The sequence below is a fragment of the Desulforhopalus sp. genome (assembly GCA_030247675.1).
Classification (GTDB): domain Bacteria; phylum Desulfobacterota; class Desulfobulbia; order Desulfobulbales; family Desulfocapsaceae; genus Desulforhopalus_A.
In genome coordinates, this window is sequence record JAOTRX010000003.1 from 490,841 (window position 1) to 512,808 (window position 21,968).

Annotated in this window: 14 protein-coding genes; all 14 read right to left on the bottom strand. The window is 56.8% G+C overall.

Annotated features, from left to right (window positions below; translation table 11 throughout):
• Window positions 1-96: 96 nt before the first annotated feature.
• A complete protein-coding gene (locus tag OEL83_09385) occupies window positions 97-3,561 on the bottom strand; it encodes an MCP four helix bundle domain-containing protein (GenBank protein MDK9707251.1) in 3,465 nt (1,154 codons plus the stop codon).
• A gap of 203 nt (window positions 3,562-3,764) precedes the next feature.
• The gene (locus OEL83_09390) at window positions 3,765-4,379 is read right to left on the bottom strand and encodes an MBL fold metallo-hydrolase (protein ID MDK9707252.1); all 615 of its coding nucleotides are present in this window, start codon (window positions 4,377-4,379) and stop codon (window positions 3,765-3,767) included.
• An 18-nt stretch (window positions 4,380-4,397) separates the two neighbouring features.
• The gene (locus OEL83_09395) at window positions 4,398-5,006 is read right to left on the bottom strand and encodes a hypothetical protein (GenBank protein ID MDK9707253.1); all 609 of its coding nucleotides are present in this window, start codon (window positions 5,004-5,006) and stop codon (window positions 4,398-4,400) included.
• Window positions 5,007-5,042: 36 nt separating this feature from the next.
• A complete protein-coding gene (locus tag OEL83_09400; protein MDK9707254.1) occupies window positions 5,043-7,163 on the bottom strand; it encodes a chemotaxis protein CheA in 2,121 nt (706 codons plus the stop codon).
• A gap of 104 nt (window positions 7,164-7,267) precedes the next feature.
• A complete protein-coding gene (locus tag OEL83_09405; protein ID MDK9707255.1) occupies window positions 7,268-7,633 on the bottom strand; it encodes a response regulator in 366 nt (121 codons plus the stop codon).
• Complete coding sequence (locus OEL83_09410; protein MDK9707256.1) at window positions 7,633-8,022, bottom strand: STAS domain-containing protein; 390 nt, start codon at window positions 8,020-8,022, stop codon at window positions 7,633-7,635. Before OEL83_09410 ends, OEL83_09405 begins: the two co-directional genes overlap by 1 nt.
• A 39-nt stretch (window positions 8,023-8,061) precedes the next feature.
• Complete coding sequence (locus OEL83_09415; GenBank protein ID MDK9707257.1) at window positions 8,062-9,897, bottom strand: methyl-accepting chemotaxis protein; 1,836 nt, start codon at window positions 9,895-9,897, stop codon at window positions 8,062-8,064.
• A gap of 3 nt (window positions 9,898-9,900) precedes the next feature.
• Window positions 9,901-10,068: a hypothetical protein gene (locus tag OEL83_09420; protein MDK9707258.1), complete on the bottom strand. Its 168-nt coding sequence runs from the start codon at window positions 10,066-10,068 to the stop codon at window positions 9,901-9,903.
• A 395-nt stretch (window positions 10,069-10,463) separates the two neighbouring features.
• Entirely contained in the window at window positions 10,464-12,848 is a 2,385-nt protein-coding gene (locus OEL83_09425) for a PAS domain S-box protein (GenBank protein MDK9707259.1), read from the bottom strand.
• A gap of 256 nt (window positions 12,849-13,104) precedes the next feature.
• Window positions 13,105-13,950 carry a M48 family metallopeptidase gene (locus tag OEL83_09430; protein MDK9707260.1) on the bottom strand — a complete coding sequence of 282 codons (846 nt, stop codon included), beginning with the start codon at window positions 13,948-13,950 and terminating at the stop codon, window positions 13,105-13,107.
• 62 nt (window positions 13,951-14,012) lie between these two features.
• A complete protein-coding gene (locus OEL83_09435; GenBank protein ID MDK9707261.1) occupies window positions 14,013-16,259 on the bottom strand; it encodes an ATP-binding protein in 2,247 nt (748 codons plus the stop codon).
• 7 nt (window positions 16,260-16,266) lie between these two features.
• Window positions 16,267-17,118, bottom strand: coding sequence for a substrate-binding domain-containing protein (locus OEL83_09440; protein MDK9707262.1), 852 nt, complete (start codon window positions 17,116-17,118; stop codon window positions 16,267-16,269).
• Between the two features lie 171 nt (window positions 17,119-17,289).
• Window positions 17,290-18,882: an autotransporter domain-containing protein gene (locus tag OEL83_09445; GenBank protein MDK9707263.1), complete on the bottom strand. Its 1,593-nt coding sequence runs from the start codon at window positions 18,880-18,882 to the stop codon at window positions 17,290-17,292.
• 115 nt (window positions 18,883-18,997) lie between these two features.
• Window positions 18,998-21,967, bottom strand: a complete 2,970-nt coding sequence (locus OEL83_09450) for a PAS domain S-box protein (GenBank protein MDK9707264.1) — start codon at window positions 21,965-21,967, stop codon at window positions 18,998-19,000.
• Window position 21,968 lies beyond the last annotated feature (1 nt).

Consider the following 21,968-nt stretch of genomic DNA (forward strand, 5'->3'; position numbering starts at 1 on the left):
TTCTTCCTTGCTTTCAAGGTGGCAGTCTTGTTTTTCGCAGGGTGCACGAAGAGGTGCACCCTGCGATCCTCACGTCAACTTGAAAACCTCATGGCATCAGAATTTCTCAAACTCCTCATCGAGATGATCGGCTCCACCTTTACTGCCCATGTCGAGATGAATGGCCCCCTCGATCTTGGCGGCGGGTTTGGCTTTTCTCACGGCGCCGGCCTTGGCGGCAGGGGCTGGTTTGGGAGGCGCAGTATGACCTATTGCCAGTTGTCTCGGCGCCGCTGCCATCTGTCTTTGCCTGCTGGTGTCGAGGCTGAAGAAGGCGATGGTGGCCTTCAGCTGCTCAGCCTGGCTGGACAACTCCTCGGTGGTCGAGGCCATTTCTTCTGCCGATCCGGCGTTTTGCTGGATGACCTGGTCAAGCTGCTGGATGGCCTTGTTGATCTGGTCTGCTCCGGTATCCTGTTCCTTGCTGGAGGCGCTGATTTCCTGGACCAGCTCGGCGGTCTTCTGGATATCCGGCAGCATCTTGTTGAGCATCTCGCCTGCCTGCTCAGCTATGGCAACGCTTGAGGTGGACAGCTGGCTGATCTCGCCGGCCGCCGACTGGCTGCGTTCCGCCAGTTTGCGTACCTCGGAGGCGACCACCGCAAAGCCCTTGCCGTGCTCGCCGGCACGCGCCGCCTCAATGGCGGCATTGAGGGCGAGGAGGTTGGTCTGGCGGGCGATCTCCTCGATGATGGAGATCTTGGTGGCGATCTCCTTCATCGCCGACACCGTCGCAGTGACCGCCTTGCCGCCTTCCCTTGCGTCGGAGGCGCTCTTCACGGCGATTTTTTCGGTCTGCATGGCGTTGTCGGTATTCTGGCGGATGTTCGAGGCCATCTGTTCCATACTCGAACTGATCTCCTCGGCGCTGGCCGCCTGTTCGGTGGCGCCCTGCGACATCTGCTGGGCGGTGGCACTCATCTCCTGGCCGCCGGTGGCAACGTTGTCGGCGGCACTCTGCACCTCCATGACCACTTCCTTCAGCTTATCGACCATGTTGGCCAGGGACTCCATCAGCTCGTCTTTGTCGCTGCGTTTTTTCAGCTCGACCATCAGGTTGCCCTGGGCCACCTGTTTGGCGTTGTAGGTGATCGAGTTGGTGGCTTCGATGAGGACGTTGATGTTGTTTTTGATCTGGTTGTACTGGCCCTTATAGACGTCGGTGATCGCCGGCGGCATGTCGCCTTTGGAGACGCGGTCGACATAATCGGCGGTGACCATCAAGGGGCCGACGATATTGGTGACGGTGTCGTTGACGCCCTGTACCAGCTTGTTCCAGCCGCCGACGAAGAGGGCTGCGTCGGCACGCTTGTCGAGCTGGCCGTCGGCTGCGCCCTGGATAAGGATGTCGGTTTGGGCAAGCAGGTCGTTCATCATCTTGACCATGTTATTGAGGTTGCCCTTGATGACGTTGTACTCGCCCTTATACTCGGTGGTGATGGCCGGCGGGATGACGCCTTTGGCGACCTTGTCGACGTAATCGGCGGTTACCCGTAAGGGGTTGACGATATTGACGACGGTATCGTTGACTCCTGAGACCAGTTTGTTCCAGCCACCGACAAAGATGGAGGCGTCGGCTCGTTTATCGAGCTCGCCGTTGGCTGCGCCCTGGATGAGGATGTCAGTCTGGGCCAAGAGGTCATTCATCATCTTGACCATGTTATTGAGGTTGCCCTTGATAACGTTGTACTCGCCCTTATACTCGGTGGTGATGGCCGGTGGAATGACGCCCTTGGCGACCTTGTCGACGTAATCGGCGGTGACCCTCAGCGGTTCGGCGATATTGGTGACGGTGTCGTTAACACCTGAGGCCAATTGTTTCCAGCCACCGACAAAGAGATCGGCATTGGCACGTTTATTCAATTCGCCGTCAGCGGCAGCCTTGATCAACACTTGCAGCTCTTTTTCAAACAGCTTGATCGCTTCACGAACGGCTTCAATGGTGTTGTTGATGAAAACCTTCTTGCCTGGGAACTTCTCAAGTTCGGCATCAAAATTACCTTTGCCGAATTCTGCAACGCAGGCCATGGCTTTTTTCTTGACGGCGATATGGCCATTAACCATATCATTGACACCCTTGGCCATGGTGTGATACGCGCCCTGGAACTTGTCGATCGGCATGATGACGTCGATATCGCCCAGGTCATGTTGGGCGCTCATCGTCTTCATATCGGCAATGAGACTGCTGAGGGTATCAATACAGACGTTGAGATTGTTCTTGATCTCATTGAAATCGCCGTTATAGCTGTCGGTGATCTTCGGCGGGATATCGCCTTTGGAGATACGGTCGACGTACTCGGCGGCGACGTTGAGCGGGCCGATGACCGCGTCGAGGGTCTCATTGACGCCGGCGACGATCTTCTGGAAATCGCCCTGATGCTTGGAAGCATCGGCACGGGTAGCAAGTTTACCGTCTATTGCCGCCTGGGAGAGCATAGCGGCATCGGCAACCAGGGCGCCAACGGCGGTAATGCAGACGTTGAGGTTGTTCTTGATCTCATTGAAATCGCCGTTATAGCTGTCGGTGATCTTCGGTGGGATGTCGCCTTTGGAGATGCGGTCGACGTACTCGGCGGCGACGTTCAGCGGCCCTATAACAGCATCGAGACAATCGTTGACGCCGGCGACGATCTTCTGGAAATCGCCCTGATGTTTGGAGGCGTCGGCGCGGGTGGCCAGTTTTCCTTCAACGGCGGCCTTGGAGAGCATATTGGCGTCGGCGGTCAGAGCGCGGATGGCGTCAACCATCTTCTTCATAGCCGCCATGACGCTGGCGGTATCGCCCTGGGCAAGGGTGATTTCCCGCGACAGGTCACCGGCACCAACCAGATTGGCGATTTCGCCCACCTGTTTTGGATCAGCGCCCAGTTGCTTCATAACGATGCGGGCTATAAAGAGGCCAAGACCTACGGCCACGATCGCGCCAAGGATGGCAAGGATGGTCATGATATTGCTCGAGCGGTCGGCGACCTCCATGTTCTCATCGGCAAGTTTCTTGCCGGCGGCGATTTTCGCCTCAACCATCTTGGCGATGGCGTTTTGCTCATCGCGCGAGGCCTTACCGGCTTCTCCCTGGAGGAGGGCGGTGGCCTCAGAGGGTTTCATATCTTTAGCAAGGCTTATGACCTTATCGAGCAGCGGCCCATATGCGGCGCGGGTCTTCTTAAAGTCTTCAAAGAGCTTTTTGCCTTCTTCGGAATAGAGGGTCTTTTCATAGCTATCTGCAAGTTTGCTGATCGATTCCTGGAGTTCTTTTATCCGGCCGGCAAAGTTTTCTCGTTTCTCGGCGGTGTCGGCGGTGATAATATCCCGGGAATTGACACGTAACCTCTGAAAATCAGTCGAAATCTGTGAAATCTCGCCAAGCGGCACAGCAATCTGCGCAAAGAGTTTGGTGTCGGCTGCCTCCATCTCTTGAATTTCGTAGATACCAAAGCCGCCGATAACCCCGGCAATAATCGCAACCGAAATAAATCCGGCCAGCAGCTTGCCTTTCAGTGTCATATTGTAGAACCAGCCCATGTTTTTTCCTCCATGAAAAAGTTGTTGGTTTACATCTAGGTGAATGTGCCTGCCCTGAGGTTCCCCCCCTCCTGTCACCCAATGGCCGGATTAGTATTGCAATGGTTAAGCACGTGGTACTTGTCTCTGCATCGCCGCCCCTCCTCTTTGCTGTCCGCGCATTGGCGTTGTGGAAAATCGGTAGGTATTCCTATTTGTTACGTTCACAAATTATGCTCTCGCCCGCCTTCCTTCTCGGCAAAGTCGGCACTTTTGCGAAGGTTGGCGAGGGTCTGGCGGATGATGGTGTCGCAGCCCGTGGTGACCGGCGCGTCGTGGCCGGAGTAGATGCTTTTGACTGTCCGGTTGGCCAGTTTCTTCAGCGCCTCAACGTAGTCACCGGCATAGTTGTCGCACATTCCATGCATTCTGAGTTGGGTATCCCCGGAGAACAGCGCCCCTATCGCCGGTGCGTACAGGCAGATGGAATCCGAGGAATGGCCGGGGGTATGGATGACCTCAAGAAAATCATCACCCGCCTTGACGAAACGGCCGTCCGGCAGGAGTTCATCGACGCCGGGGCCGTCGGTGAAGGCCAGCACCCTCGCCTTGAAATGTTCTTTTATGGCGGGGACTCCGGCAGCGTGGTCGAAATGGTTGTGGGTGAGAATGATCTGCTCAATCGCCATCTTGCCAAAGCCGGTGGACAGCCCTTCAATCTCCTTGACAACAAAGTCGTCGATCCCCGGGTCGATCAGGGTGTTGACGTCTTCAACCCGGTTCCAGTCGCCAAGGATCAGATAGGCCTTGCAGCTGTACACCTTCGGGTTCTTTTGCAAGGGGATTATCCTCACGCTTTATGCTCCGACCTTTTTATAAACCTGGGCGTCCGGCACCACCTGAGTAAAGAGGTGGGCCACCTCGGACGGCAGTTTCTGGGTGTTTTCGTTGGCCAGGTAGCCGCCCGGCGCCAGGGCCTGGTGAAACATCTTGAAGACCTCGACCCGCTCCGGGTATTGAAAATGGAGGAGGACGTTTTTGCAGACGATCAGGCAGTAGTCCTGACCGGCGGGCTTAAGCGACAGCAGGTCGTGGTACTGGAAACTGACCCGGTCACGGAGGATCGGCTTGACCCGCGAGTGTCCCGGCTTTTCCGCCGGTTCGAAATATTTCTCAAGAAGGGTCGCGGGGGTGCGCTGTAATTCGTCGTTGGGATAGGTCGCCGCATTGACGACATCGCCGAAGTTGTTGGCGCTGTCATAATCGGTGGCCTCGATGCGCAGGTTTTTGAAGCCGAAGGGGTTCATCTTTTCGGCAAAGATCATGGCAAGGGTGTAGGTCTCCTGGCCGAGGGCGCAACCGGCGTCCCATATTTTTATGCGGCTGCGGCCGCTGGCATAGGGGATCATATGGTCGGCGGCGTGTTCCAGGGTCGGTTGATCGCGCATGAAGAAGGTGAAGGCCATGGTAGTATCTCGTTATTTGTGTACGTTGTTGTTAATTCAAACTTTTTCCAGTTCTTTTAGTTCGGCCGCTTTTGCCAGGTCGGCTGGCGAGAGAATCAGCGCCACCGAGCCATCGCCGAGGATGGTCGCCCCGGAGATGCCACGGATATCCTGGTACAGTACGCCCAGCGGTTTGATGACCGTCTGGTGCTCGCCGACCACGAAATCAACGACGAACCCGATGCGCGTGCCGTGCACCGCGACGATAACGATCTGTTCGATGTCCGGGCGGTCGCCGGGGATATCGAATTGGTCGCGGAGGCAGATATAGGGTGTCAGGTGGCCGCGAACATTGGCGACGTTTCGTTCGTGCGATGCCTGAATGTCTTCCCGTGACAGCTCGACGCATTCCTCGATGGCCGCCAGCGGCAGGACGAAATGGCTGTCGCCGATCTTCACCAGGAGGCTCTCGATGATGGCCAACGTCAGGGGGATCTTCAGGGTGATGGTGGTGCATTTGCCCAGTTCGCTGTCGACTACGATCGTCCCGCGCAGGCCCTCAATACCGCGTTTCACCACGTCCATACCGACGCCGCGCCCGGAAACGGAGGTGACCTTGGCGGCCATGGAAAAGCCGGGGGCGAAGATATAGCTGAACACCTCCTGGTCGGAGAGGTCCTGATTGGGTGACACCATGCCCAGTTCGATGGCCTTCTTATGGATGGCCTCGCGGTTGATGCCGCCGCCGTCGTCATAGATGGTGATGAGCACCGAGTCGCCGGCGTGTTCGGCGCCCATGCGGATGGTGCCGACCGCCGGTTTACCGGCGGCCAGGCGTTTTTCCGGTTTCTCGATGCCGTGATCGATACTGTTGCGGATGATATGCACCAGGGGATCGTTGAGTTTTTCGATGACCGTCTTGTCGAGCTCGGTTTCCGCCCCGAAGGTCTCCAGTTCGATCTCCTTGCCGAGTTCCTGGGACAGGTCGCGAACCAGTCGTTTGAATTTGCTGAAGGTGCTGCCGATCGGCAGCATGCGGATGTTGAGCGCCGTGTCGCGCAGCTCGTTGGTCAGCCGCTCGACCTCTTCGGCGATGGCGACAAAGCCTGGCTCGCCCATCTTATTGGCAACCTGGGTAAGGCGGGCCTGAACGGTGACCATCTCGCCCACCAGATTGACCAGCTGGTCGAGCCGTTCTGCCGGCACCCGGATGCTGGCGGCGGCCTCGGGGGCGGAGGCCCGTTCCTGCCGGATATTTTTAACGTGCTGCTGTTCGGCCAGGGCCGACTGGATCTTTTCCCTGGTGACCGCGCCGCTTGCCACCAGCATCTCGCCGAGGGGCTTTTGCTGTTCCAGAACATTCTGCAGCTGATCGGGCGAGAGGTCGCCGCGGTCGATGAGGATCTCGCCCAGTTTGCGGGTGTCGCCGTCGCCTTTAGTCGCGTCGTCGATCAGCTTGATGTTGATCTTGCAGTCGTCCTCGACAAAGATGAAGACATCCTTGATCGCCGCCTCGCCGCGGCTGGTGGTAAGGATAATATCCCAGGAAAGATAACAGTGTTCGGCAACCAGGTTTTCAAGCGGCGGGATGGCATTGAAATGGGCGATGACCTCGCAGGTGCCGAGACTGCGCAGTTCGTTGATCAGCGATAAGGGATTGCTGCCGCAGAGCAGCAGTTCCCGGTTCGGTTCAAAGCGGATGCGATAGGTCGTTAACGCTGCTTCTTCTGGTTGGGCGGCAGGTGGGGGCTCCGCTGCCGCCGTCTCGGTCGGGGCCGGCTGTTGTGCCGCTTCCTTGGCGGGTTTTGCCAGGGTGCGGAGGCCGGCGATGATCGCCTCGCCCTGGCTTTGATCGGCCTCGCCGAGTCCCGATGAGGCGTCGAGGAGGGCGGATATAAAGTCGCGGGATTGCAGGGTCAGGTTGAGGAGTTCCTTGGTCACCGACATCTTGCCGTTGCGGACCAGATCGAAGACCGTCTCTACCTCGTGGGTGAAGGCGGCAATGGCGTCAAAGCCGAACATCGCGCCGGAGCCCTTGATGGTGTGCATTGCCCGGAAGACCCTGCTGATCAGGTCCTTGTCGTCGGGCGTTTCTTCCAGTTCAAGAAGCGACGACTCCAGTTCGGTGAGCAATTCGGTAGCTTCTTCCCGATAAGCGGCAACGTGTTGTTCCATCATGGTGTCGATCCCTTTTGTACCTGTGTATGTTTTGGCGGTGCTTCCGCACCAACAGCAGAACGGGGGGTGCGGCAAAGGCACCCTACAAAAAAAGAGCGGACGATCTATCCCAGCAACTTCTTGACGACGGCTATCAACTGCTCCGGCTTAAATGGTTTGACGATCCAGCCAGTGGCCCCGGCCGCCTTCCCCTCCGCCTTCTTGCTGTCCTGGGACTCGGTGGTCAGCATGACGATAGGGATAAATTTATTGAGGGGGGTGGCCCGCACCCCTTTTATCAGGCCGATGCCGTCGAGCTTCGGCATATTGAGATCGGTGAGCAGCATGTCGACCTTCTTGGTTTTGAGTTTGGTAAGGGCATCCTGACCGTCCACCGCCTCGATAACTTCATAACCGTTTTGTTTCAGGGTAAAGGTGACCATTTGCCGGACACTCGCTGAATCATCGGCAGTCATAATAAGTTTGCCCATTAGTACGATCCTCCAAACTGGCGAAAACATGAGGGGTTGTTGTTTTTACAATGTTCGTGGCGCTCTGTTCCGGCGGCAGCGGCGAGGCTCGTCAGATTTGCCGGCAGGGGGCCCCGGTAGATAAATTTCTTTCCAGCGGCTGTGGCCGACTGGCAGGCCGAGCAGAAGACCTGCAGGGCGGTAATGTCCAGCTCCAGGTGCTCGTCGAATTCGATGACCACGGTATTGGTTTCGGCCAGGGCGCTTCGTAGCTGCTGGGCAAAATCGGCAATGGTTTCAATGGTCAAACGTTCGCCGCTGTTAATGACCCGCTCGTCTCCGTGCCGGTCACCGTTCAGGGCATCATGCACCTTGTCGAAGAGTTTTCCGGTACCTTTGGGCGTTGTCATGGCGTCTCCTTGTCTGGGTCATTTGCAACATCGAAATAATTAAAAAAGATCAACATTATCACCGAACTCTGAATCGTTGGCTGGTTTTGCGACGGCCTTTGCCGTACTTTTCACGCTGTTCACGCCATGGCGGCTGGCAATGCTTTCGTGAATCCGCCGCTCGCTCTCCATGGTGTAGCGCTGGGCCATGGCCCGCAGGTCCTCTTTGAAGGCCGCACTGGCCGGATGGAGGCGCCGCGCCTCACTGAAGATATCCTTCAGATCTTCCAGCACTTTGTCGGCCAGGGCCTTGGTTTTTTCGTGGACGGTAATGGTGCCGGTAAGTTTATCGATATCTCCGGACAGAAAGGAAATCTGGTTTTTGACCCGGCCGAGGAGGACGGTAAGTTCGTCTCCCATAGTGTTGAGAGTACCGAGAATACTCGACAATTCATCGGTCATGCCGGTCAGCTTGGCGGTGAGATCGTCCTCGGAGCTATCGGCCGCGGCAGACAGTCCGGCGGTAGTCGAATCAATCTCTGCCAGGGTTTTGCTGATCAGGTCGGTATGGTCCACCGCCTCGTTGGACAGTTGACCGATTTCTTCTGCCAGAACGCTCAGCGATGCGCCCAGTTCGCCGGCGGAGGAGGCCTTGATTCTGGCATTGAGGGCGATCTGGATGATGTCCCGGCCGATGCCCTCGATATCGGTGACAAAGCCGGTGATCTTGCTGACCGTACCGCTGACGTCGCGCATGATCCCGGCCACCTCGGCGTTGCTTTTGGCACAGGAGCCGAGCAGGGAGGTAAGGGAGGTCATCTGCTTGCTGACCTCGTCGATGAACGAGGCCCCGGAGGAACTGGTGGAACCCTTTTGTTCGAAGATCTCCCGGGTCATCTGTTTTTGTTTACTGCCTATCAATTTCAAATTGTCGACGATGGCTACCACTGCCTGGTATAGCTCGGAGGAGGCGAATTGCAGCTGCGCCTGTTGCAGTTCACAGACATCGCCGACCTTGCCGATGAGCTCGAGTTCTTCGCCGGCATCGGCCCCGTCCGCCGCCTTCAATGCGGCAAAGGCCGGGAACAGGCCTTCAATGGCCTCGACGACATGTTCAACCTGCTGCCGGTAGATATCATGAAACTGCATTGATTGAACAATTGTGCTGATATTGTTGGAGTTTTCATCGGCTACCGTTGCAAGCATACCCCCCAGCTGCGAGAAGCGGTCGTTGACCGTCTCCAGTTTGGTAAGGCTTGTCGCGGTGTTGCTACGGGTTGCTTCGGCCTTTGTTTCCTGCTCCATCCTGGCGGCCTCGACATGACTGCTGTTGCTGCGGATACTTTTGTCAAGGACGGTGCGCAGGTCCTGGATGGCGTTGACCTTGTCCTTTATCTGCTGGGAGAGTTTCTTGATATCGACGGCGAGGTTGATGAATTCACTGCCCATCTCACCGATGTGGGCACTTTCAATCTTGATCGACACCTCAAGGATATACAGGTGTTTGCACATCCTTTTTACGCCGGCCAGGGGGGCGCCTGCTGCTTTCAACAGGCCGCTTACTTCATCGAGAGTGGTTTGACTGGCGTCGCTTTGGCTCTGGGCCCGGCCCAGATAGTTATCCATTTCCCTGATGATTTCCCGCAGGCGGTCAATGAGCGCCTGCAGATGCTCGCCGGAGGCCGCTTCCACCAGTTGCCTGGTCGTTGCTGAAAGATCAAAGGCCCGCTGATGGATCTCCTGCATGCGGGCGCCGATCTTGAGGAATTCGTTTTCTGTTGTTCCGGCCAGCCGGCGCAGTGTTCCCAGTGAAGAATTGAGAACGGGATACCATGCTTGCAGAAGGTTTCCCGTCGAGGTCGTGGTGTTAGCTGAAGGTTTTGTCGTGGCAGTCATGGGTTACGCCTTCGCCGATGCCGGGGGGCCGGGTGAAAATAGTTGGGAGCGCAGGCGCATTGGTTTTGTGTCGATGATTTTACCACCCTTCCCTGGGGCGCTGAACCCCAGGTGGACATGCAGGAAAAAGCCCGGAACTGCTGCTGTAACCGCAATCTTGCTGGTAACCATTTGACTCCCCGCTGTTTTCTTTCATTATTAAACAACCTGGAACAGGTTCGGCGAAGACCGCCGGTGGCCTGCGGGAATTCCCTGGCAAGGTGCTAGCGAAAAGCATGCCAGGATCTGCCGGTAATTGTAATCTGCAATATATCCTGAGGCTTCCTGTCCAGCTTAAGGCCGTTTCCAGGGGAAGGATGGTTCCTCGGTTTACCACCATTGCCTAGCCCCCTGGCAAAAGGAGGTAAATTTGCCACCGGTTTGCCGGTCCATTTCTGACCGGTTCTTTGGCAGGCTGCGGTGCTGACTGATGTTTTTCTAAAAAACTCTGTAATATTCAGTTTATATGACGACGGTGGGAGGTGTCGCCACCGCCTTGCCGGGGAGGTGAATTTACCTCCCGGCCGTTATTTCGATGCGTAGGGCGCTTTCAGGACCTGTCTGATCAACAGGGCAATTTCTTTTTTGGTTATCGGTTTCATGGTGAAACCTTTGATTCCCGCGGCCTTGACGGTATCTTCAGTGAGGATGCTGCTGTAGCCGGTGCAGAGGATAATGGGCAGGTCCGGCCGGATCTGCAGCATTCGCCGGGCCAAATCCATACCGGTCATGGCTGGCATGGTCTGGTCGGTGATGACCAGATCGAAGATCCCGGGTTGATTTTGAAAGAGCGTCAAGGCCTCTAGACTGTTATTGCGGACGGTCACCCGGTAGCCGAGTCTTTGCAGCATGGAACGGCTCATGTCGACGAGGATGTCCTCGTCGTCGACCAGAAGGATGTGTTCTCCGCCGGCCGGCAGCGGCATCTCTTGGTCCGTATGGTTCGTCACAGGGGGACTGGTCTCATTGTAAACCGGCAGGCTGACGGAGAATACGCTACCCTTGCCGGGTTCGCTGTCGCAGGCGGCAAAACCGCCGCAGGCTTTGGCGATGCCGTGGACGATCGACAGGCCCATGCCGGTGCCCTTGCCGACTTCCTTGGTAGTGAAATAGGGGTCGAAGATTTTATCGCGGATCTCCGGAGCGATTCCCATGCCGGTGTCGGCAATTGCCAGATGGATAAATTCTCCCGGCTGGATATCGGGGAACCCTGCCAGGTCTTGCCGGCCCAGGGTGCGTTTTTCCAGGGTGACGGTAAGGGTTCCGCCGCATTCTTCCATGGCATGGAAGGCGTTGGTGCAGAGGTTCATAAGGATCTGATGGATCTGGGTCGGATCGGCGAGGATGGTGCCGCAGTCGCCTGCCAGATTCTGCCGGATGGCAATGGTCGACGGCAGGGAGGAACGCAGCATCTTCAGGGTTTCCTTGATGATGATCGCCGGTTGGAGGGGAATCCTGGCTGTTTCCGCACGGCGGCTGAAGGCGAGGATCTGCCCCACCAGATCTCGTGCCCGGTATCCGGCCTTGATGATTTGGGCGATATCGATGGCCGCCGGCGAACCGGCCGGGATATCTTCTCTGGCCAATTCCGCATAGCCGATGACGGCACCGAGGATGTTGTTGAAATCGTGGGCGATTCCTCCTGCCAAAGTGCCGATGGCCTCCATCTTCTGGGCCTGCTGCAATTGCTCCTGCAGTTTTTTCTTTTCTTCTTCCGCCAGTCTTTTTTCGGTGACGTCTCTGAATATACAGGCAAATTGGCCGGGGGCCGGACGGAAGGCGGTGACCTCGAAGTACTTGCCGAGGGCGACGGAAAATTCGTCAAAGTGTGCCGGCTCGCCGGTCAGGGTGACCTGGCCGTAGGTGTCAATCCAGCGGCGCTCGGTGTTCGGCATGATATTCAGGACAGTGCGGCCGATGATGTCGGCGGCGTGAAGACCGGTCATCTTCTCGAAGGCCGGGTTGACGGCAAGGAAGCGGTAGTCTGCCGGAATTCCCGCATCGTCGGTGATGATTTCATGCAGGGCAAAGCCATCGAACATTTCGTTAAAGAGTGTCCGGTAGTCCAGTTCAGCACGTTTTTTATCAGTGATATCCGCTAGATTTCCCTGTACTCCAATGATCCGGCCGTCCTGCCAGATGGCCTTGCCGATGGTGCGGATCCACAGGCGGCGGCCCTTGACGGTGGTAAAGGGAAGCTCAAGATCATAGGACGTACCGAATTGCAGACAGGAGCGGAAGGCTTCCATGATGACCGGTCGATCAGCCGGGTTATAACAGCTCAGGCTCATTTCGAAAAGTTCCTTGGCGTCGGGCAGGGGACCGCTTGCCAGCAGGTCGCCGAGGTCGTGAATCCGGTAGGTTTCGTTTGTCCATGCCCCGGTTTTGGTGACGGCATCCCATTCCCAGCCACCGACATGGGCGAGTTCCTGGGTGGCATTGAGCAGAGACCGGCTGCGCTGCAGATCCTTTTCCGCCTGTATCCGCTCGGTGATGTCCTGAGCGAAGACGGCTAGGTGGCTGACCCGGCCGTCTTCGCCCCGCCCCGGATATAGATAATGTTCGTAGATCCGATTGTTGCGCTGGTCCTGGAAGTGGACAGGCCTACCAGTGGCAAGCGCCTGCCGCACATAATATCGCCGTGACTCAGCAAGATCGGGCGGCAGGAACCAATAGGGATTTTTGCCGATAATTTCCGCGGGGTGCAAATTGACGCGTTTGGTGAGGGTGGCGTTGGTGGCGAGGATAATCTCATCGGCGCTGAGCAGGAAGACCGGTTCCGGGGCAGCGTCGAGAATGGCCTGCAAGGTGGCCTGACTGGCCAACAGTTTGACCTCGCGTGCCTCAAGCTCGGCAATCCTTTTTCTCAGAATGGCGTTTTCACAAGCGCCTCGGGGCAGGTCGCTGGCCATGGACATCCTTTCTGGTTAAAGACCGCAATTTTTTTTACACAAGGGCAGTGGCTCGGTGCCATGGTCTTGCTCTTGCCCCGGTGCGGCCGGATAAATATCGGTCAACTATTTAAAATATGTGGAAAAAATATTTGTATGCGGGCCTTGGTCCAAGAGTGGAACTTGTTTTCATAATTTCTATCAAAAATTTGAAGGCAAAGTCAAGGCAGGGGCAAAAGGAGGATCGAAGGGATGGAGTGTCGGGGCCTCCCCTCGATTATAGCATTGCCAGCAGCCAGTTCACCAGGGACCTGACCAACTGGAGAAGGATGATGGCAATTCTCTTGGCGTAGTCTAGCACCCGGTCGAGAGCAGAGTCCTTGCCGCTGTCCTCCTCCCACTTTCCCTGGGCGATTCTTTTTGCCCTGGTTTCGGGGTCGGGATGGCTCGACAGGAAGGTGTGCTGTCTGGCCAGCTCGGCGAGCTTTTCCAGTGCCGAGACCGCCGCGGCGGTATCATGACCCTCGGTCCGCAGAAATGCCGCGCCATAGTTGTCTGCCTGGCGTTCTTCATGCTGCGAGAATTGGGCGTGGGTGAGCTGTTCGGCAAAGGCGCCGATCATCGAACCGGCAATCTGTCCCACCTCATTGTTCTGGGCGGCCAGGCCCTTTTTCACAGCACTCGTGGTGTAGGCAAGGACCACCTTCTTACGGGAATGGTCCTTCACCACATGGCCCATCTCATGGCCGATGACAAAGAGCAGTTCCTCGTCGCTCATGCGGTCCATCAGGCCACTGAATACCCGGATGCTGCCATCGGCCATGGCGAAGGCATTGACCTCCCGGGTGAGATACACCTTGAAATTGAAGGTCTTGCTATCCCTTGCGGAGTGTTTGACAAGCAGTCTCTGCAGGCGGGTGTCATAGGGATTGCCGGCCGGTGCCACCTGATGTTTGCTGTCGGCTTCATAGGCCGCACGCAGGGCGAGTTTGCGCACATCCGCATCGGAGAGGGTGACGGCGTTGACGGCATCCACCGCCGCGCCGGTCATCAGCAGGACATTGGTATCTTCACAGGAAACAAAGAGCAGCAGGGAGCATAGCAGGGTGACGGTTCGTATCATGGGGGACCTGAAAAGCGTGTCTCTCCAAGGGGGAGAGAGGTTAGTGTTCGAGACTGTTATGTTTATTTGGAATTTCCGGAATCTGCATCCTCTTCCAGGTTGTGGAGCCCCCTTTTCAAGGAGTTCAGTAACTCTGCAAAGGGTAGTTGTTTGTTGTCTTTCACGCCGTTGTCGATTTCTTGCGCGACCTCAGCCCAGCCGAAAAGACCGCACTGCAACAGAACCCCTTTCAGGGCATGGGCCGCTTGGGCCATTTTCTCAAACTGCAGTTCGGCAAGGGCGGTTTCAGCTTTCTGCAGGTTGGTGGTAATACTCTTCCGGGAGAGTTGCAGGAGCCTGGCTGACAATTCTTCGGTAAAAATAGGCATGGTTTTAAAATAATCGACAACCTGTTCGACGTTTGCCGGCGGTGGAGGATGTTGTTCCCGGGAGATGCCGCTCTCTTCGGTGGGCGCGGCAGGTAGGTTTTCCGGCGGCGGAGGCAACGAGTAAAACAACGAGCCGAGGACCGAGGCGAAGGTATCCGGCTGGAATGGTTTGGGGATGTAGCCGTCCATGCCGGCGGAAAGGCAGCGTTCCTTGTCTTCGCTCATAGCGTAGGCCGTCAGGGCGAAGATTGGCACGTGGCCGCCGGCGAGCCTTTTGGCAAGGTTTTCCGAAATATCGTCCGGCAGTTCCACCGGCCGGGCAAGGCCTTTCTCAAACGAACGGATAATGGCGGTCGCCGTCCAGCCGTCCATCTCCGGCATCTGTACGTCCATGAGAATGGCGTCAAACCTCGCCTGTGCAAGTTTTGCCAGGGCATCACTACCATTGACGGCGGTTGTGACTGCATGATCTTTTTCCAGGATTATGCTGGCGACATCGCGATTCACCTCGTTATCGTCGACAACGAGAATATGCAGGCCATGGAGCACTGGGGGGAAGGCCGCTGATTGGGCGGACTCGCGACGTGGCAGCCCATCGGCGGCAACTTGCAGGCGGACGGCAAAATGAAAGGTACTGCCAGCATGCGGTTGACTTTCAACCCAGATATTTCCACCCATCAATCCAGTGAGTTGTTTACATATGGCGAGGCCCAGGCCGGTGCCGCCGTAGCGCCTTACCTGGGACACTTCGGCCTGTTCAAAGTTGTTGAAAATTATTGGAATCTTCTCGGGTGGGATGCCAATGCCGGTATCGCTGACAATAAAATGGAGGTCGATTTTCCCGTCCGCCGATCTCTCGTCACCCGGTCTGACCTCGACGGTGACAGTGCCGGTATCAGTAAATTTGATGGCGTTGCCAACGAGGTTCAGGAGGATCTGCCGCAGCCGGAGGTCATCACCGATAAAGGCCTGCGGGCAATCGGCTGGCTTGTTCACCCTCAGCAGCAAACCCTTTTCACCGGCAGGTACATTCATGGTGGCAATCACTGATTCGATGAGCAGGAATAAATCAAAAGGAATATTGGAGAGTTGCAGCTCGCCAGCCTCGATCTTTGAGAAGTCGAGGATATCGTTAAGCAGCCCGAGAAGATTCTCCGCTGAGTTTTTTACCGTTTGCAGGAAACGTTCGCGCCTCAGGTTGTCCTGGACATTCATGGCCAGATGGGTCATGCCGATGATGGCGTTCATCGGCGTTCTGATTTCATGACTCATATTGGCGAGGAACTGCGACTTGATCTGGTTGGCGGCCCTGGCCTCCTCCATTGCCTGCTGGAGTTCAAGGGTGCGGAGCCGTACCTGTTCTTCCAAGGTTCGCCGGTGTTCGGTGAGCTGCCGTTCCAGTCTTCTGACAATACGTAATGGCAGGCTATAGACAGTGATTGCCAAGGTAGTGCCTAATACCGCGCAGATACCCAACACTACAAGGATAGTCGGGATTGATGAATCGGCCGGTACGCTGACGATAATTTCGCCAATCCGGCGATTGTTGAAACGGATCTCCACTGGTTTGCCGTACACGTCGATAGGCGGGAAGATGCCGGTCTGCCTGCTGATGTCCCGGTATTGGCTGACCAGGTCCATGTCCTCGTCGAGGATAAATATAGCCGTTACATCGGAATGGCCGGCATAGGTTTCGAGGATCGCCGAAAACTTGGTCGATTGATATTTCCAGATACTGGGGGCGGTGACAACCAGGTGCTCAATGGGGCCGGCGAGCTGGTTGGCATGGGAGACGGCCTTCTCCTGTAATGTCTTGTATTCAAAGAAAAAGAATAGGCCTGGTATAAAGAAGGTGATGAGCAGACAGATGATCAGGGCCAGGGGCAACAGCTTCCTGGCGAGTACCCTGCTGATTTCGATCTGTTGGCTGTCACCGGTCATAGGATTCCTACTGCATGGGCAGATAGCCATGCGCCTGCAAGATGGTCCGGCCTGCATCGGAGAATACAAAACGCATAAAGTTTTTCGCCTCTTCCGGCAGGTTATCTCTGTTATAAATAAAGGACAGCTGCCTGCTGAGGGGATAGGAGCCATTACGGAGATTTTCCGGATCGGGGGCGATCCCATTGAGTTTCAACACCTTGACCGGCAGTTGCTCCGCCGAGATCATACCGAGGTCGGTGACACCTAGGGCAAAGGGTGTTGAGGCGAGGGCCTTGTTGGCCTCCTGGTCGGTAAAATGCATGGTCCAGCGTCTTGCCTCCTGGCTTTTCACATAGGCCTCTTTAAAACCGGGGATGCTGTTTTCGAGAACCTGAAAGCCGCTGTCCGACTTTTCCCTGACCTGGACGATGATTTCACTGCCGTTTTGCCAGCGGTTCTTTTTGCCGTCGATAATGGCGATCAGTTCGCCGGTGGTGATGGTGTCCTCGGCCACACGAGAGTTGGCGGCGATGACAATCGCCACCTGGGCATAGGGTACTTCGGTAATGTCCTGCCGTTTCTCTTCCTCTTTTAAAGACCGCGAAATAAGGCCCAGGTGTATTGCCTTGTCGGCCACTGCCTTGATCGCCCCCCGAGTACCGATGCTGCCGGGGATCTCAATTGCTGTCCGTGGGTGTTGCTTGATAAAGGCGTCGGCGAGCAGTTTGGTTATCGACAGATTGACGCCCGAGCCGGCAAAGATCATTTTCTCCCCGCCTCCGGGGCTCGTTTCCACAGCTTGTACCTGCCGGGTAGGACTGCAGGTGCCGATAAGTGTAAAAACGGCCAAGGCGATTGTCAGGATAATGTTCCTCATGGAGACCCTCGTGTTTTGCGGCGAGCCGTTTTGGCGACCGGCGAATATCCACCTTGGGAGGAGTATGCTGGGCAGTTTCGATCTATCTCACTATACCCATAAATGATTGTTCATTGCAATTGCCCCTTAGCGGCGAAACTGCGGTGCAGCGCCGCACAAGGCCGCAGGGCATTACCAGGTATAGCGCAGGGCGAGATTTCCCTGCAGCCCTTCCTCGCCGGCAAAGATCTGTTCGATCTGCGCTTGCAGGCTCCATTGGGCGCTGAGCTTCAGGTCGGTGCCGGCAGCCAGGGCAGGACTGTTCCTCTCCAGGGCGCTGCTTGCTAGGTCACCGTCGACATCAACTTCGTTGGCACCGGAAAAATTTCGGAGGTAACTGAGTCTCGTCCACAGATGCAAGCGCAGATCTTTGGAGTCAAGTATCGATTTCCTGACTTCCAGGCCTAGACGCCCCGAGAAGGAGTCGCCCTGCTGTAAAGAAATCCGGGCGCCGAGCTGGTCATGGAAATCGCTTTGGTGAATCCTGGTATAGGAAAGTTGCAGGTGCGGTTCAAAGAACCAGCTGTTTCCCTGCCGCAACGATATGCCGTTTTCAACAGTCACCACTGCTATCTGCCCGTTGTACTCCTGATCAAGGCCGTAGCCGAGTTCACCAGGAACACTATTATGCATGCTCAGCCCGCCCAAAAGCACGGAGCCGTTTCCGTACCAGGATTGCGGGCCCTCCGGGTTTGCGATATACAGGCCATATATGCCCCCGACCGTGGCCCTGGTATCATTTTCGACGCCGCTGCCGTCGTACTGCTGGAGGTTGGCCCCGTGGCCAAAGATGAGGCCGAGATAGACTGCTGACCGGTCGGCGGGGATCCGGCGTTGCCAGCCGGCACTCATGCCCATCGTTGTGGATTCGGTGGAGCTGCCGTCTCTCTCGTCGGAGTCCAGGCTGCCGCCGTAGCCGCGCAGCCACAGATCTCCTGCTGTCTGGTCGCCTGCCTCGCCATGCGTGTCGCCAGCGGCGAGGCGGGTGCCATGCAAATGGCTGCCCAGGCCGGTGGCGATGCCGCGGCCGGCTTTTTGGGCGCTGGTCACCGCGCCGGCATAGCTTTTCAAATAATCCGGGGCATAGAGGGCATACACCAGCCAATTGGCAGGCGCTCCCCGGTAATAATATTGATAGGCGCCGCCGCCCCGGTACTCGCCGTTGCGTTCCATCGGTGCGGCAAGCCCGCCGACCAGGCTATGGCCGGTCGGGACATCAATGACATAGATCCGCTGCAGATCACTGCCCCAGGCGGCGAGAATTGCCTGTTGGTCCCGGCTTGCCAGGGTCCCGCGATACTGATCGCCCCACCAGCTGCCCAGGTAGCCGGTGGCCTCTTTGTAGCGGCTGCTGCCCCGCCGGTATAGACGGAGACTGGATTCGGTGGTGACGATATCCAATTTAGTGTCGGTAGCCCCGGCGCGACCGGTAAAGGAATAGAAATTGCTGTAGTCTCTGACGCCGTCAGCCGATTGGTAAAATCTCGGGTTAATCCCGGAACCGGCGAGGATATTGATCTTCCGGTCGAGACGGCTGGTGGTTACCCCCTGGTAAATATTGTAGGCGTCAAGGCCGCCACGATCCGTCTTGATGCTTGGGTCGGCTTGAATCTCCTGATCTATCTCCGCCAAGGTTTCCGCCACTGCCGGTGGAAGCGGGGACAGGGCCATCAGGGCTGCAAGAAGACTGATAATGGGAGCCGCGATTCTTAGGATAATTTTCATGGTGAGGTCCTTATAGTTGGTTTCCCCCTCAAGTCCGCTTGCGGCATTTTGCAGAACAAATCAGGCAGTTGAGGTTGGCAACGGATCGGGAAAATGAGGTGCAGCGAACAGGTCTTTACCTTCTTCCGCCAGCGAGTGCTTCTTGGACCTTGCTGGCGAGGTCATGCATGGAAAAGGGCTTTTGGATGAAGTGAATACCCTCTTTCAGAACCCCGTGCTGGGCGATGACATTGGCCGTGTATCCCGACATGAATAGACATGCGAGTTTGGGGTGGCCGGCCTGCAATTTTCTGGCGAGGTCCCCGCCGTTCATCTCGGGCATTACCACATCGGTTATGAGCAGGTCAATCGCATCGGCATGTTCCTCGGCCAAGCGGATGGCCTCACCTGGGGTGGCAGCCGGTAAAACCCTGTAACCGAAACTTTGCAACATGGTTTCGGCCAAGTCGAGGATCGACTGTTCGTCTTCGACAAGCAGGATGGTTTCGTGGCCATGGGGTGGGGCTGCCACCAGGCTTTCTTCCGGCCTTTTTTCACTTTCGGCGGCGTGCCTCGGCAGGTAGATGCGGAAGGTGGAACCCTCGCCCGGTTCACTGTAAACGTTGATGAATCCGTTGTTCTGCTTGACAATGCCGTAGATAGTGGCCAGGCCGAGACCGGTGCCCTTGCCCTGCTCCTTGGTGGTGAAGAAGGGTTCGAAGACCTTGCTCAGGGTTTCCTTGTCCATGCCGCAGCCGTTGTCGCTTGCCGCCAGCATGACATATTCACCGGGAATGAAATGCGGATAGCGGTCGCAGTAGGTCTGGTCGAATGTGATATTGTGGGTTTCGATGGTTATCTTGCCTACTCCTTCGATGGCATCCCTGGCGTTGATACAAAGATTGGCGAGAATCTGATCGATCTGCGAGGGGTCGGCCTTAACCGCCCACAGCTGCTCACCCGGCACCCAGATGAGATCGATATTTTCACCGATAAGCTGGCGCAGCATGAGCAGCATGCCAGCGACAGTCTCGTTCAGATCCAGCGGCTTGGGGGCGATGGTCTGCTTGCGGGCAAAGGCCAGAAGGCGGCGGGTGAGATCTCCCGAACGCCGGGCCGCGGCCTGGATGGCGGTGAAGCGGTCATGGAACTGATCTTCCGGTCTGAGGGTCAGCAGGGCCAGCTCGCAATGGCCAAGGATGATATTGAGCATATTGTTGAAATCATGGGCGACGCCACCGGCCAGCCGCCCAACCGACTCCATTTTCTGCGCCTGTAAAAGTTGGGCATGCAGCCTCTCTCGTTCCTCTTCGTCCCGTTTTCGTTCAGTGATATCCCTGCCGGCGCCGACGATGGCGGTAATCTGTCCATGGTCGTCAAGGATCGCCTTGTCCGACCAGGCCAGCCATCGCCAGCCATCCTTGGTCATGGCCCGTTGTTCCACGTAGGCGGTGTAGGGTGGTTTAAACAGGGCCTGCATTGCCTTGGCTGTTGTTTCCCGATCTTCTTCATGGACCATTGGCATGAACTGCCGGCCAAGGAGTTCTTCCCGGCGCCTGCCGAAGACCAGGCAGTAGGAGGGGCTGACAAAGAGAAAACGGCCTTCCAGGTCGACCTTGACTACCAGATCCGTCTGATTTTCCACCAGCAGGCGGTAGTTTTCCTCACTCCGCTGGAGGATCTTAAGGGCGTCGTGGAGCTTATGGGCCATGGCATTGAAACGGTCCGCCAGTTGCGTGGTCTCTCTGTCCGGACCACCTTGGACGGTGACCGAGAGATCGCCCTCCTCCATGGCCCTGACTGCCTCGGTCAGGCGCTGGATGGGCCGGGTGATTCGGCCGCCGATGAGGGCTGAGGCGACAACCACGGCCATTCCCAATATCCCGATAAGGATGGTGGCATTGCGGATCTGTTCGGCGACGGCGTTATGATAGTCATACTGACTCTGGGCGATCACCATGACCCAGGGGCGGGCCTGCAGCCTGATGGCGGCATGCAGTTCCGCCTCCGAGTGAATGCCTGGACCCTTGGCCAGAAACAGTACTTTGCCGGTGTCTCTTGCCGCGTCAAGGCCGGTCAGGTACTTGATGGAGAACGGCTCCTGCTCACTCCTTCGCGGTTGGATGGAAAGACGGGAAAGGGGGAGGGGTGGCAGATTTCCGGCCCGGGAAAAAAGGTGCTGGGGGTAGCGGGAGTCGGCCAGGAGGATAAGGTTTTCGTCATAGAGACGAATCTGGCGGCCAGGATCAAGCCATTGGCCGCTTCGTTTCAGGAGGATCTGCTGGAAAACCAGGGCGTTGTAGCGGATGCGCAGTACCCCGATGATATTGCCGGTGGTATTGCGCACCGGGCAGCTGAAAAACACCGAGGGAGTTGAAGAGATTTCGGTGATTTTGATGGAGGACACATAGGGCTTGCCGGTGCGCAGCGCTTCCTGAAAATATTCCCGGTCGGATTTGTCCTGGCCCATGTCCAGGCTGAAGGTATCCAAAACATCGACACCCTTTTCGTCCAGCAGACCACAGGAGGTGATATTCAAGGTGTCGCGGCGCTTCAAGGCGTGGAGAACGTCCAGGACGCGGTTGCCGGAAGTGCTTGCGGCCCTTTCGGCCGGCGGCAGGCTAAGATAGCTGGCAAACTCCGGCAATAGGGCTTGGGTCCGGATGTTATCGAGATTGTCCTGGATGAAACTGTCGAGAAGCATGGCATTGTGGGTGCCGGTTTCATCCAGCGCCTGTCTGGAAGTGGCAGTCAGCGAGTCCAGGGCGCTGTTCATGTTCAGCAGGGTCAGAAAGACCATGGGACAAAATGAGGTGAGCAGAAAACCCTGAACCAGAATCACCCGCAGTCCTCGCCGGTTTTTTCCCAGCACGAAGGCGGCTACCACGGCGACAAGCAGGGCGATCCCGGCACCCAGAGGAATGATCGGCGCGAATACGCTCAAGGGGACATCCTTGGCGGTTAAAAATCCCGAAATGACCAGGGTGAAGATCAGAGAAAAAAACAGGATCAGCAGTCCGGGGATCATCCTCCAGCCATGGCGGGAGAAAAAATCCTGAATGGAATTGCGATCAACAGGCTTTCCTGGAACTTGAGGAGAGGTCATT

Coding starts and splice junctions, on each gene's coding strand:
- OEL83_09440 (MDK9707262.1), bottom strand. CDS start 17,118: ATGAGGAACATTATCCTGACAATCGCCTTGGCCGTTTTTACACTTATC.
- OEL83_09450 (MDK9707264.1), bottom strand. CDS start 21,967: ATGACCTCTCCTCAAGTTCCAGGAAAGCCTGTTGATCGCAATTCCATT.
- OEL83_09395 (MDK9707253.1), bottom strand. CDS start 5,006: ATGGCCTTCACCTTCTTCATGCGCGATCAACCGACCCTGGAACACGCC.
- OEL83_09400 (MDK9707254.1), bottom strand. CDS start 7,163: ATGATGGAACAACACGTTGCCGCTTATCGGGAAGAAGCTACCGAATTG.
- OEL83_09405 (MDK9707255.1), bottom strand. CDS start 7,633: ATGGGCAAACTTATTATGACTGCCGATGATTCAGCGAGTGTCCGGCAA.
- OEL83_09425 (MDK9707259.1), bottom strand. CDS start 12,848: ATGGCCAGCGACCTGCCCCGAGGCGCTTGTGAAAACGCCATTCTGAGA.
- OEL83_09415 (MDK9707257.1), bottom strand. CDS start 9,897: ATGACTGCCACGACAAAACCTTCAGCTAACACCACGACCTCGACGGGA.
- OEL83_09445 (MDK9707263.1), bottom strand. CDS start 18,882: ATGAAAATTATCCTAAGAATCGCGGCTCCCATTATCAGTCTTCTTGCA.
- OEL83_09430 (MDK9707260.1), bottom strand. CDS start 13,950: ATGATACGAACCGTCACCCTGCTATGCTCCCTGCTGCTCTTTGTTTCC.
- OEL83_09420 (MDK9707258.1), bottom strand. CDS start 10,068: ATGGTTACCAGCAAGATTGCGGTTACAGCAGCAGTTCCGGGCTTTTTC.
- OEL83_09435 (MDK9707261.1), bottom strand. CDS start 16,259: ATGACCGGTGACAGCCAACAGATCGAAATCAGCAGGGTACTCGCCAGG.
- OEL83_09385 (MDK9707251.1), bottom strand. CDS start 3,561: ATGGGCTGGTTCTACAATATGACACTGAAAGGCAAGCTGCTGGCCGGA.
- OEL83_09410 (MDK9707256.1), bottom strand. CDS start 8,022: ATGACAACGCCCAAAGGTACCGGAAAACTCTTCGACAAGGTGCATGAT.